The sequence below is a fragment of the Pseudomonas sp. ASL4 genome (genome assembly GCF_056680395.1).
On the sequence record NZ_CM155280.1, the window covers coordinates 401607 to 414388 of the forward strand.

General features: G+C 59.9%; 12 protein-coding genes. 6 read left to right on the top strand and 6 right to left on the bottom strand.

All coding sequences use genetic code 11. The features are described 5' to 3' along the window. Nucleotide 1: 1 nt before the first annotated feature. Nucleotides 2–457: a thioesterase domain-containing protein gene (locus AC1MEW_RS01755; protein WP_201256638.1), complete on the top strand. Its 456-nt coding sequence runs from the start codon at nucleotides 2–4 to the stop codon at nucleotides 455–457. Between the two features lie 158 nt (nucleotides 458–615). On the opposite strand, the gene cysQ is transcribed toward AC1MEW_RS01755, so the two are convergent. Both cysQ and nudE read right to left on the bottom strand, forming a co-directional pair. After that, nucleotides 616–1449 (bottom strand): 3'(2'),5'-bisphosphate nucleotidase CysQ, encoded by an 834-nt coding sequence (gene cysQ / locus AC1MEW_RS01760; protein ID WP_480425258.1) that lies wholly within the window; start codon nucleotides 1447–1449, stop codon nucleotides 616–618. Beyond that, nucleotides 1446–2012, bottom strand: a complete 567-nt coding sequence (gene nudE / locus AC1MEW_RS01765; protein WP_054047735.1) for an ADP compounds hydrolase NudE — start codon at nucleotides 2010–2012, stop codon at nucleotides 1446–1448. Before nudE ends, cysQ begins: the two co-directional genes overlap by 4 nt. 90 nt (nucleotides 2013–2102) lie before the next feature. Between nudE and yrfG the strand changes: the two genes are divergently transcribed. Further along, a complete protein-coding gene (gene yrfG / locus AC1MEW_RS01770) occupies nucleotides 2103–2765 on the top strand; it encodes a GMP/IMP nucleotidase (protein WP_201256640.1) in 663 nt (220 codons plus the stop codon). Nucleotides 2766–2887: 122 nt separating this feature from the next. Here yrfG and lysM read toward each other — a convergent pair whose 3' ends face one another. Beyond that, complete coding sequence (lysM, locus tag AC1MEW_RS01775) at nucleotides 2888–3328, bottom strand: peptidoglycan-binding protein LysM (RefSeq protein WP_201199740.1); 441 nt, start codon at nucleotides 3326–3328, stop codon at nucleotides 2888–2890. A 137-nt stretch (nucleotides 3329–3465) separates the two neighbouring features. Between lysM and AC1MEW_RS01780 the strand changes: the two genes are divergently transcribed. The 4 genes from AC1MEW_RS01780 (at nucleotide 3466) to AC1MEW_RS01795 (ending at nucleotide 8559) form a co-directional block, all read left to right on the top strand. After that, nucleotides 3466–4353 carry a LysR family transcriptional regulator gene (locus AC1MEW_RS01780; RefSeq protein WP_322270214.1) on the top strand — a complete coding sequence of 296 codons (888 nt, stop codon included), beginning with the start codon at nucleotides 3466–3468 and terminating at the stop codon, nucleotides 4351–4353. A 148-nt stretch (nucleotides 4354–4501) separates the two neighbouring features. Beyond that, the gene (fdhD, locus tag AC1MEW_RS01785) at nucleotides 4502–5341 is read left to right on the top strand and encodes a formate dehydrogenase accessory sulfurtransferase FdhD (protein WP_480425260.1); all 840 of its coding nucleotides are present in this window, start codon (nucleotides 4502–4504) and stop codon (nucleotides 5339–5341) included. Continuing rightward, nucleotides 5338–7686 carry an FdhF/YdeP family oxidoreductase gene (locus AC1MEW_RS01790; RefSeq protein WP_480425261.1) on the top strand — a complete coding sequence of 783 codons (2349 nt, stop codon included), beginning with the start codon at nucleotides 5338–5340 and terminating at the stop codon, nucleotides 7684–7686. The genes fdhD and AC1MEW_RS01790 overlap by 4 nt, the downstream gene beginning before the upstream one ends. A gap of 393 nt (nucleotides 7687–8079) precedes the next feature. Further along, nucleotides 8080–8559, top strand: coding sequence for a glycine zipper domain-containing protein (locus tag AC1MEW_RS01795; RefSeq protein ID WP_201256641.1), 480 nt, complete (start codon nucleotides 8080–8082; stop codon nucleotides 8557–8559). Nucleotides 8560–8628: 69 nt separating this feature from the next. On the opposite strand, the gene AC1MEW_RS01800 is transcribed toward AC1MEW_RS01795, so the two are convergent. From AC1MEW_RS01800 to AC1MEW_RS01810, 3 genes are all read right to left on the bottom strand, one after another. Continuing rightward, the gene (locus AC1MEW_RS01800; protein ID WP_416195302.1) at nucleotides 8629–9060 is read right to left on the bottom strand and encodes an acyl-CoA thioesterase; all 432 of its coding nucleotides are present in this window, start codon (nucleotides 9058–9060) and stop codon (nucleotides 8629–8631) included. A 175-nt stretch (nucleotides 9061–9235) separates the two neighbouring features. After that, complete coding sequence (locus AC1MEW_RS01805) at nucleotides 9236–10462, bottom strand: 3-hydroxyacyl-CoA dehydrogenase (RefSeq protein WP_201199729.1); 1227 nt, start codon at nucleotides 10460–10462, stop codon at nucleotides 9236–9238. Nucleotides 10463–10698: 236 nt separating this feature from the next. After that, nucleotides 10699–12627 (bottom strand): RecQ family ATP-dependent DNA helicase, encoded by a 1929-nt coding sequence (locus AC1MEW_RS01810; RefSeq protein ID WP_480425262.1) that lies wholly within the window; start codon nucleotides 12625–12627, stop codon nucleotides 10699–10701. Nucleotides 12628–12782 lie beyond the last annotated feature (155 nt).

A 12782-nucleotide genomic window follows, 5' to 3' on the forward strand; every position in this document is an offset into this window, starting at 1 on the left:
CATGAATCGCGACAGTCGTTATCTGGAATCAATCCTGCACCACGACATCCCGCTCACCCGGGACATGGGCCTCAAGGTGCTCGACTGGCACGACCAGCAACTGCGCCTGCACTTGCCGCTGGACGCCAACGTCAATCACAAGAGCACCATGTTCGGCGGCAGCCTGTATTGCGGCGCCGTGCTGGCCGGTTGGGGCTGGCTGCATTTGCGTCTGCGTGAAGAAGGCATTGAAGACGGGCACATCGTGATTCAGGAAGGGCACATCAGCTATCCGCTGCCAGTGACGACCGATGCCACGGCAATTTGCCAGGCGCCGAGTGCGGCGGTCTGGAAGAAGTTTTTGGCGATGTATGAGCGCTATGGGCGGGCGCGATTGACACTGCATTCACGGATTGTGAATGTCGGGACAGAAGAAGATGCGGTGACGTTTACGGGGCAATACGTGCTGCACCGCTGAACCGGAACCGCCACACAACCTGTGGGAGCGGGCTTGCTCGCGAAGGGGCCATCAGATTCAACATCAATGTTGACTGATACACCGCTTTCGCGAGCAAGCCCGCTCCCACAAGGGTCTTGCTTAACGGGCTGGCATTTGGACAAGCCACTTCGACGCGGTCAGGAACGCGCCAGCGCCAGCAGTTTCTCGCGCCACGCAGCCTTCGCCGGCAACGCCAAAAAGAACTCATTCAGCAGAGATTCCCGCGCCGGATAACTAAACGGCGCACCACTCAAATCCAGCACCTCACCGCCCGCCCCTTCCAGCACACCTTGCGCCGCCGCGGTGTCCCACTGAGACGTCGGCGCCAGGCGCGGATAACAATCCGCCGCCCCTTCCGCCAACATACAAAATTTCAGCGAACTGCCGAAGTTCGCCAATTGCAGCTCACCCAGGCTCTCACTCAACCCCGCCAGCAACCGCTCCTGTTCAGGGCTGGAATGTCGACGACTGGCGACCACGGTAAACGCCTCGCCCGCCGCCGGTACGTCGCGAACCTGAATCGGCAACGGTGTTACGCCTGCATCACCCCGCCACGCCCCCAACCCGGTGCCACCGACATAGAAACGCCCGTTGGTCGGCATCGACACCACGCCAAACACCACGCGGCCCTGCTCGATCAGCGCGATGTTGACGGTAAATTCTTCACTGCCGGAGATGAACTCTTTGGTCCCGTCCAACGGGTCCACCAGCCACCAACGCTGCCACCCGGCGCGTACGCTTTGGGGGATGTTGGCGTCTTCTTCGGAGAGTATCGGAATGCTCGGATCCAGCGCGGTTAGCCCATCCACGATCACATGGTGAGCTGCCAAATCAGCCGCCGTCACTGGCGAGCTATCGGACTTTGCAGTAACAGCAACGTCGTTACGCCAAAACGGCAGGATCGCGTCACCCGCCTTCAATGCCAGTTCAACCACTGGCGCCATCAACGGATGGGGAAAATTCAAATTCATGGCAAAAACACCCCACGTTGGGTCAATAAGTCTCGGGCCAGATACAGCGCCGCCAAGGCACGGCCCTCAGTGAATTGCGGGTTCTGGGCCAAGGCCGACAACTCACGCAGGTTGACCTTGTCCACCCGCATCGGCTCGGGCTCGTCACCCTCAAGGCTTTCTTCGTACAGATCGGTGGCCAAGACCACCTGGATCTTCTGGCTCATGTAACCGGGCGACAACGACAACTCGGTCAGATGCTCCAACTGCCGTGCGCCATACCCGGCCTCTTCCTTGAGCTCGCGTTCGGCGGCGGCCAGCACGTCTTCGCCGGGCTCGATCAATCCTTTGGGCAAGGACAGTTCGTATTCATCGGTGCCGCCGCAATACTCTTCGACCAGCACCGCGTGATCGGCATCGAGCATCGCCACAATCATTACCGCGCCATACCCGGCACCCTTGCCGACCAGACGCTCGTAAGTGCGCTCCACGCCATTGGAAAAGCGCAGCTTGAGCTCTTCGACGCAGAATAAACGGCTGGTGGCGACGATCTCGCGGGCGAGTACGGTGGGTTTCTGGCGCATAGACGGCTCCTTGGCGTGAACGCGTTACTATACCCGGCCTATCCTGATTGTTTACCTCGGATATCTTTTTTACCGCTGGAGAAGTTCTTTATGTCCCTGCTGCCCTGGCGCGACATCGACACTGTTCTGCTGGATATGGACGGCACGCTGCTGGACCTGCACTACGACAACCATTTCTGGATGGAACACCTGCCGCAGCGCTATGCCGAGTTGCACGGGGTGAGCCGGGCCATGGCGGAAATGGAGTTGCAGCCACTGTTCGAGCGTAACGCCGGCCAGTTGCAGTGGTACTGCCTGGATTTCTGGAGCGCCGAGCTGAAAATTCCGGTGCGCGAGCTGAAGCTGGAAACCGCTCATCTGATTGCCCTGCGCCCGGATGCGGATACGTTTCTGGCGGCGATCAAACAGGCTGGCAAGCGTGTGGTCATGATCACCAACGCGCATCGTGATTCGCTTTCGTTGAAGCTGGAGCGAATTGAACTGGCGCCGTATTTCGAGCGGTTGATCAGCTCGCATGATTACGGTTTCGCCAAGGAGAACCCGCAGTTCTGGGATGCCTTACAAGCGGATATCGATTTTGATCCGGCACGCAGTCTGTTTATCGACGATACGTTGCCGATCCTGCGCAGTGCGCGCAACTTTGGTGTGGCGCATTTGTTGGCCGTGCGTGAGCCCGATAGCCGTAAAGGGCCGAAGGACACGGCGGAGTTTGCGGCGGTTGGGGATTATCGCGAGTTGATTGAAGGCCTTTAAAGCCTCAGGCGGTCATTGTGGCGAGGGGGCTTGCCCCCGTTCGGCTGCGCAGCAGCCGCAGAGATTTTGGGGCCGCTTCGCAGCCCAACGGGGGCAAGCCCCCTCGCCACAAATCTCAAGCCTTATTCAGGAATCCGCAACGACTGCCCCGGATAGATCTTGTTCACATCCTTGAGCATTGGTTTGTTGGCGTCGAAGATTTTCTGATACTTATTGGCGTCGCCGTACACACGCAGGGAAATTTTACTGAGGCTGTCGCCCGCCACGACCGTGACAAACTTCGCGGCCACCACCACCGGCCCGGTCACGGTGATCTGATCGTCCACACTGCCGACGCCGGCGATATTGCCCACGGCCAACAGAATCTTTTCCTTCTCTTCCTGACTTGCGACTTCACCGGTGACAGTGACCTTGTCGCCATCCACCGTGGCCTGCACATTCGGGTTACCCAGGCCGACGTCTTTGATGTGCGCTTTCAACTGATCACTGGCATTAGCGTTGCCCGGTGTCAGCAAATCAAGAAGCTTTTCGCCTGCTTCTTTCACAAAGCTCAAAATGCTCATGGTGCACTCTCCTTGGGGTTTAGTTTCCAGACGCAAAAGCCTAGACCAAGGTTGCAAGACTCGGTTCCAACCCGACCAATGACGTCGATCCGCCGCAAGCGCTAAAATCCCCGCCCTAACCGCGCCCTGGAGCGAAGATGGACATCAAGCAGCTCAAATTCCTCATCGCCCTCGACGAAACCCGGCACTTCGGCCAGGCCGCCGCCCGCTGTCACATCACTCAGCCGACCCTGTCCATGCGCCTGCGCAGCCTCGAAGAAGAACTCGAGCTGCCGCTGGTCAATCGCGGCCAGCGCTTTGAAGGCTTCACCGCACCGGGCGAGCGGGTGCTGGCCTGGGCTCGTACAGTGCTGGCGGCTTATGACGGTTTGCAGGCCGAGGCGGCGGCCTGTCGCGGCAATCTGGTGGGTACGTTGCGGTTGGGCGTGGTGCCGCTGTCGAGTTTCGATCCGTTGCCTTTAATGCAGCGCCTGCACGCCGAACACCCGAACCTGCGCTTCGAACTCTCGGCGCTGAGTTCCGAACAGATCCTCGAACAACTGGCGAACAATCGGCTGGACCTCGGCGTGTCCTACCTGGAGCGTCTCGACGGCGAACGTTTTGATTCCCTGGCATTCAGCGAAACCCGAATGGGGTTGCTCTACGACCAGCGCTTTTACACGTTCGGCGAGGCGCCGCTGAGTTGGGAGTCGCTGATTGAGTTGCCCTTGGGAATGCTTACCAGCGGCATGCACTTTCGCCAATCCATCGACCACAACTTCCACAGCCGCGGGCTGACGCCACAGCCGTTGTTGCAAACCGATGCGGTCCATCAATTGTTACAAGCCGTACACGGAGGGTTCTGCTGCGCCGTGATGCCGTTGGACGGCGGCCTCGAAAACCTTACCGACCACCTGCGCCTGCAACCTATCGAAAACGCTCAAACCCTCGGCCGGCTGGGGCTGATCATGCGCCGTAGCGCCCCGCGTTCAGCCTTGGCGGAAGCCTGTTTCGCGATTTATCAGAAATCGCTGATAGAGTCTTGATCGACGGCATCTATCGGCGGATCAGTATTAGCGATTAGACGCGACATGTTGACGCGCCTAGTCTTAGGGGGCGTTCTCAATGAGTTTCCACGCTGCGCAAACCAATAAAGAACGCCCCTAAAGCTGTCCAAACCGTCGGTGATGCCCCATGAACGCCAAGCGCCCAGTCTGCGCGGCGCCCGCCCTCGAAACGCCCGCGCCCGCCGCCAGCCAGACCTACAGCTACAGCACGCTCCAATACACGGAATCGGACAGCACCGCGCTGGCCGAGGAAGTCGCCTTGGCGATTGCCTTTAATGGCATCAGCCAGGCTGTGATGCTGGTCACCCCGACCGATCTTGAAGACTTTATCGTCGGCTTCAGCCTCGGCAGCGGCATCATCGAAGACGCAACCGACATTTATGATCTGCAACTCAGCGGCTCAGGCTCGGCGCAGTACGCGCAAGTGACCATCGCCAACCGCGCTTTCTGGAACCTCAAGCAGCAACGTCGGCAACTGGCCGGCACCAGCGGCTGCGGGCTCTGTGGCGTGGAAGCGGTCGAGCAAGCGCTGCCCGACCTCAAAGTATTGCCCGGCGCACCGTTGCCACCCGCCGAATGGCTCGATGGCCTGCGCCAGCGTATCGGCGCGTTCCAGCCGCTGGGCCAGCATTGCGGCGCGGTGCATGCGGCGATGTTCATGAATGGCCAGGGCGAGTTGCTGCTGGGCCGTGAAGACATCGGCCGGCACAACGCCCTCGACAAGCTGATCGGCGGGTTGATCCGCCAGAACATCCCGACGGCTGGCGGCCTGGCGATTGTCACCAGCCGTTGCAGCCTCGAACTGATCCAGAAAGTGCTGCGCGCAGGGATTCAAACCCTCGTCAGCCTGTCGTCGCCCACGGGCCTTGCCGTGCAATGGGCCCGTCGCCACAACCTCAATCTCATCCACCTGCCGCAGAAAAGTGCACCGCGGGTCTACAGCCCAGCGATGGAGAATCAAGCGTGAGCCAACATCAACAAGCCGACCAGAAACCCGTCCCCCGTTACAAGCCCTATAAAGGCGCGGCCGGTGGCTGGGGCGCGCTGGCCAGTGTTGCCCGGGCCTGGTTGACCAGCGACAACGCGCTGAAAAACCTGCGCATGATGCTCAAAACCAACAAGAACGGCGGGTTCGACTGCCCCGGTTGCGCCTGGGGCGATTCCAAGGAAGCCGGCATGGTGGCGTTCTGCGAGAACGGCGCCAAAGCAGTGAACTGGGAAGCGACCAAACGCCGTGTAGATGCGGCGTTCTTCGCCAAGCACAGCGTCAGTTCGCTGCTGGATCAGAGCGACTACTGGCTTGAGTATCAGGGCCGCTTGACCGAGCCGATGAGCTACGACGCCGAAACCGATCGCTACAAACCAATCAGCTGGGAAGACGCCTTCGCCCTGATCGGTAAACACCTGCAAGGGCTGTCGAGCCCGGATCAGGCCGAGTTCTACACCTCGGGCCGCGCCAGCAACGAAGCGGCGTACCTCTATCAGTTGTTCGTGCGTTCTTTCGGCACCAACAACTTCCCCGACTGCTCGAACATGTGCCACGAAGCCAGCGGTGTGGCGTTGGCGCAAAGTGTCGGCGTCGGCAAAGGCACCGTGACCTTCGACGATTTCGAACATGCGGATGCGATTTTTGTTTGGGGCCAGAACCCCGGCACCAACCACCCACGGATGCTCGAACCCCTGCGTGAAGCGGTGAAACGCGGCGCCCAAGTGGTGTGCGTCAACCCGCTCAAAGAGCGTGGCCTGGAACGCTTCCAGCATCCGCAGCATCCGATTGAAATGCTCACCAACAGTGACAAACCGACCAACACTGCGTACTTCCGACCTGCATTGGGCGGCGACATGGCGCTAATGCGCGGCATGGCGAAATTCCTGCTGCACTGGGAGCGCGAAGCGCAGCAGACCGGCCAGCCTTCGGTGTTCGATCACGACTTCCTCAATGAACACAGCGCCAACGTGCTGGAATACCTGGGCGCCATCGACGACACGCCGTGGGCGCAGATCGTCGAGCAGTCCGGCCTGACCCTGGTGGAAGTCGAGCAAGCGGCGCGCATGTACGCCAAGGGCAAGAACGTCATCATGTGCTGGGCGATGGGCATCACCCAGCACCGTCACTCGGTAGCGACCATCCAGGAAATCGCCAACCTGATGCTGCTGCGCGGCAACATCGGCCGGCCGGGCGCAGGCCTTTGCCCGGTGCGTGGCCACAGCAATGTGCAGGGCGACCGGACCATGGGCATCAACGAGCGTCCGCCGGTGGCGTTCCTCGATTCCCTGGAGCGACGCTTCCAGTTCAAGGTGCCGCGTGAAAACGGCCACAACGTGGTCGAAGCGATTCACGCCATGGCCGATGGCCGCGCGAAAGTATTCATCGGTCTGGGCGGCAACTTCGCCCAAGCCACCCCGGACAGCCCACGCACGTTCCAGGCCTTGAGCAATTGCGACCTGACCGTGCAGATCAGCACCAAGCTCAACCGCAGCCACCTGGCTCACGGTAAAGACGCGCTGATCCTGCCGTGCCTGGGCCGAACCGACATCGACATCCAGACCGAAGGCCCGCAAGCGGTGACCGTGGAAGATTCGTTCAGCATGGTTCACGCCTCCAACGGTCAGTTGCAGGCGCTGTCGAACCAGATGCGCTCGGAGCCGGCGATCATTGCCGGCATCGCTGCCGCGACCCAGGGCAGCAAACCGGTGGACTGGAACTGGCTGGTGGCCGATTACGCACGCATCCGCGACCTGATCGCCGACACCATTCCGGGCTTTCGCGACTTCAACGAGAGGGTGAAGAATCCGGGTGGTTTCTACCTCGGCAACAGTGCCGGTGCCCGCAAGTGGAACACCCCGTCGGGCCGGGCCAATTTCCGTGCGAACGTCCTGCCCAAGGATCTGGTTCATGAGCGCACGCGCGCCACGGGTATTTTGCCGGATCTGATCATGCAGTCGATGCGTTCCCACGATCAGTACAACACCACGATTTATGGTCTTGATGACCGTTATCGCGGGGTGAAGGGTCAGCGGGACGTGTTGTTTGTGAACGAAGCCGACATCATTCGCCTGGGGTTCAAACCGGGGCAAAAGGCTGACATCGTTTCGATCTGGGACGATGGCCGTGAGCGTCGGGTGAAGGGCTTCACGCTGCTGGCGTTTGATATTCCTGCCGGGCAGGCCGCCGCGTATTACCCGGAAGTGAATCCGCTGGTGCCACTGGAAAGTACCGGGGATGGCAGCCATACACCGACGTCGAAGTTTGTGGCGATTCGGTTGGAAATGGCGAGCGAGACTGGGCTGATTATGGCGAAGTCGGCGTAGCACAAAGCACGGACCACTGTGGCGAGGGAGCTTGCTCCCGTTCGGCTGCGTAGCAGTCGCAAAACAGACAAACCCAATCTAACTGAAAGATTGGGTTTGTCTGCTTTTGGGGCCGCTTCGCGACCCAGCGGGAGCAAGCTCCCTCGCCACAGGACCGTGTCCGCTTTTTTGATTTTTAGTGGCCAGTAACTTTCCAATCGCCCACAAAAAAGGCCGTTTCTGCATTGAAACGGCCTATCCGAAGTAACTAAAGACTGGCGAAAAATACTTAAGTTCCGCCCTAAAAACAGTAACTTATAGAATTGTGTACAAGTCGTGTTACTCGTCGGATTTCGATTGTCACAACTATGACACAGCCTCAGGATCGCGCCGTCATCCCCTTGAGGTTCCTCTATGAAGTTCTCCTCGATTCTCTTGTTGTCCCTTAGCCTGGCCAGTGGTTTCGCTTCTGCTGGAGGCACTGCTGAAGCAGGTGTGGGCGGCGCATTGGGCGGGGTTTTGGGCTCGGTCGTCGGTCAGTCACTAGGCGGCAATACAGGTTCCACCATTGGCGCGGCCTTGGGCGGTGCCGGTGGTAGTGCCGTTGGCGCCGACAGACACAGCCGTGGCCAAGCCGCCATCGGCGGTGCGTTGGGCGCAGCCGGCGGTAACGTGGTCGGCCGCAGCATGGGCGGCACCACCGGCAGCCTGATCGGCTCCGCAGCCGGCGGCGGTGCGGGTGGCGCGCTGGGTAACTACATGGGCAACTCGAGCCGCGAAGATGATCGTCGTTCGTATCGTGGCCATGATGATCGTCGCTACTACCGTGATGACGACCGTCGTCACCGTGGTCATGCCTATGGGCATCGCAAGCATCATCGCTATCACGACTGAGGCTGGCGTCCCCCCGCTACCGGCCTCTCGAAAAAATCGCAGCCCAAGGGCTGCGATTTTTTTTGCCTGTCAAACCACCAATCGTTCCAACGCCCCGCGCAAACCGGCAGGAATTGCCACTGGTTGATTCGACGCCCGATCCACGAACACGTGCACGAAACGCCCGGCCGCACAGGCTTCATCTTCACCTTGCTTAAACACCGCCAGTTCGTACTGAACCGAACTGTTGCCCAACTTACCGACTCGCAGACCGATCTCGATGCGATCCGGGAAGGCGATGGACGCGAAATAATCGCAGGCCGAACTCACCACAAAACCCACGACTTCACCGTCATGAATATCCAGGCCACCGACTTCGATCAGGTAAGTGTTCACTGCCGTGTCGAAGAAGCTGTAGTAGGTGACGTTATTGACGTGACCGTAGGCGTCGTTGTCGTGCCAGCGGGTGGTAATGGGCTGGAAGTGCGGGTAGTCGGTGCGTTGGGGCATCGGGCTGGACATTAGCATCGGTTCCTGGGGTTGGATGGTCAGTCTAAGGTGAAAACCGCGTTATCGTTCTTCGCGAGCAAGCCCTCTCCCACAGTGGATTCTGGTCGTACAAAAAATCTGCATTCACTGAAGATCAAATGTGGGAGCGGGCTTGCTCGCGAAGGCGCCCTGACAGACGCCACATCAATCACCTATCAGCAAACCCCTTACCCACCGCCGCCAACTCCCCAATCAACCGCGCCGGTTTCCACTGATCACCCTGTCGGGTCTCTAACGCCAGCAACCGCTGGTGAATATCCGCCAACCCTTGCTGATCCGCCCAGGCCATCGGGCCGCCCTTGTCCGCCGGGAAGCCATAGCCATTGAGGTAAACCAGATCAATGTCATGGGCCGATCCGGCAATGCCTTCCTCAAGGATCTTCGCCCCTTCGTTGACCAGTGCCAGCAAGCTGCGCTCCAGGATCTCCTGAGGGCTTATCTCGCGGCGTTGGAAGCCCAACCCCTCGCTGACTTCCAGCACCAGCGCATCGACCGCCACATCGTGCTCAGCCTGCCGACTGCCCGGCTCATAGTGGTAGTAACCGTCGCCGCTCTTCTGGCCAAACCGTCCCAGCTCGCACAGCCGGTTTTCTATCTGAACTTGCGGCGCATCCTGCCCTTTGCCGGCCAGTTGCCGGGCACGCCATCCCAGATCGATGCCGACCACGTCGTACATGCGGAACGGCCCCATGGCGAACCCGAAACCTTGCAGCGCAGCATCCACTTGATAAGGAAACGCCCCCTCAAGCAGCATTTTGCGCGCCTCAAGCACGTAAGTATTGAGCATGCGATTGCCGATGAAACCATGGCAGTTACCGGATACCACGCTGACCTTACCCATGCGTTTGCCCAGCGCCAGCGCGGCGTCGAGCACCGCCGGAGCGGTTTGCGCGCCGCGGACGATCTCAAGCAGTTTCATGATGTGCGCCGGGCTGAAGAAGTGCAGGCCCAAGACGTGTTGCGGGCGGCGAGTGGCAGCGGCAATCGCGTCGATGTCCAGCGCCGAGGTGTTGCTGGCCAGGATCGCCTGGGGTTTGAGCAGGCCATCCAGCTCACGGAAGATTTTTTGCTTCAGCTCGAGGTTTTCGTACACCGCTTCGATCACCAGATCGACATCACAGATCGCCGCGTAATCGGCCGCGCTGGTCACTCGTGCAATGCGGGCGTCTGCTTCGGCCTGATCGATCCGGCCCTGACGCACGTTGTGGGCGTAGGTGTCGGCGACAGCAGCCAGCGCCTGTTCAAGCATCTGCGGATTGTTATCGACCCATTGCACCGGCAACCCGGCGTTGGCCAGGCACATGACAATCCCCCGGCCCATGGTGCCCGCGCCGATCACGGCGGCGCGCTGAATATTGAACGGCGTCTGGCTCATTGTTGTTCTCTTGTTGGCGATCCAAAGACAGCCTTCACCATAGTCAGCTGCCGCGCTTTTTTGAAATTTATTCCTGTGATGAGCAACATTCAGCAGATGGATGCGGTGCCGCAAACACCGCAGATCCCTGTGGGAGCGGGCTTGCTCGCGAAGACGGATTGCCAGTCGACATCATTGCGGACTGTCATACCGCTTTCGCGAGCAAGCCCGCTCCCACATTGGCCATGTTTCAACCGTCAGAGATGCGCTTGCGCCCACTCCCGCACTTCGGCATACGGGTAATCCTCAAGCGCACCAGACCCCGGAATCGTCCGCGCCTTGAGTTTGGTGAACAGCGGCACGCTGATCCCGCACAAAAACCGCGTCACCCGCTCCGCCGACGGGAAATGCCCGGTGTGCTGTTCGTGCCTGTGGATAAAGTCGCCGCATAACGCTTCAAAGTTTTTATCCACAAGCGCCGGCAACTCTGGCGGCGCCGGCAGTCGCGCCACATCCCCGTGACACACCGAACAATGCCCGCACTGACGCGGCGCATTTTCGTCGCCGAAGTACTCAGCCAGGCGATAACCCAGGCAATGGTCGGTGGCGAACAGATCAAGCATCGCGTGAATCCGGGCGATCTCGGTTTGTTCATGCCGGGTGAAGTAGGCATGCAGCTCTTCGCTCAAGGCCTGGGCATCAAAACCGGTTTGCAGCAGGCTGTAGACCTCGGTCATCTGCTTGCTTTCAAGCTCTACCCAGCCCTTTTCCTGAAAGTAATCCAGCGCCTTGACCACCCGATTGCGCTCGGCTTGATGCTGTTCATACAGCGCATCGAAATTCACCGTGGCCCAGGTTCGTGCGCGGCTGGAGGTCTGGATGATCGCCGCGACGAAGTCCTTGCGCTCGCCCTCGAAACGCGCAAGCAAGGCCTCCGGTTCCTGCAAATACTTGAAACGGTATTCAGCGTAATAGGCATATCGCGGGGCGATGATTGCGCGCAGTTCCAACTGCACCAGCAACGTCTTGAGCGGCAACTGGCGAATGTTGCTTTGATCCGCCAATGGTCCTAGCAAAAACTCCCACTGCCCCTCGGGCGTAGAGGCTTGCAACTCGTCGAGTACGCAGCGGATGCCGTCCAGTTCCGGGGTGTCGCCGTAGACGAAATTTTCCAGCACGTTGAGGCTGTCGCGGTTGGCCAATACCAGGCAATCGGACGGCTGCCCATCACGCCCGGCGCGGCCGATTTCCTGGCTGTAGTTTTCGATGGATTTGGGCAGGTCGAAATGCACAACGTTGCGGATGTCGCTCTTGTCGATGCCCATGCCGAAGGCGATGGTCGCGACGATGCAATTGGACTGCCCGCCCATGAAGCGCTTTTGAATGCCTTCACGTTGCTCGTGGGGCAAACCGGCGTGATAGGCCTCGGCCTGGATGCCGTTGCGGCCCAGATGTTCGGCGATGTGTTCGGCGGTTTTCTGCAAGGTGACGTAGACAATGCTCGGCTGGCCGGGGCGTTGACTCATCCACTCGACCAGACGTCGGCGCTTGTCCTGACCACGTACCGGCTCCACCAGCAGATTAAGGTTCGGCCGGTAGAAACCGGTGGTCACCACATCTTCAGGCGCGATGGCGAATTTCGCCTCCATGTCCGCGATCACTTTGGGGGTCGCGGTGGCGGTCAGCAGCAGCGCTTGGGGGATGTTGAACTGACGCTGGTAGTCCGGAAGTTTGAGGTAGTCAGGGCGGAAGTTGTGGCCCCACTCAGAGATGCAGTGTGCCTCGTCCACCACCAGCAGCGAGATCGGCACTTGCTGCAAGAAATTGCGGAAGCGCTCGTTCTTCAGGCGCTCCACGGAAATCATCAAAATCTTCAACTCGCCGGACTTGGCCCGGGCCATCACATCACTGGCGTCGTCGCGGCTCTGGGCCGAATCGATACTGCCGGCCGAGATGCCGTGGCGCTGTAGAAACGCCAGTTGATCCTGCATTAGCGCCAACAGCGGCGAGACCACCAGTGTCAGGTGCGGCAGCAACAACGCCGGCAATTGATAACAAAGAGACTTGCCCGAGCCGGTCGGGAAAATCGCCGCCGCCGAGCGCCCGGCCAACACCGCGCTGACCGCCGCCTCCTGGCCGGGTCGAAACTGTGGATAACCGAAAACCTGTTCCAGGGTGTTGTGCATAAGCTGTCACTCCGTTGACCGCTGCGATGCCAAAAGCCTAGTCGGCGATTGCAGCGAGTCGAGAAAAGGTCGGGGACCAAAACGATACGGGATGATACAGCCTCGCCCCTGGGTCCTTTGCCACAGGTTGAAACAAACGAAACACTTTGCTCCTC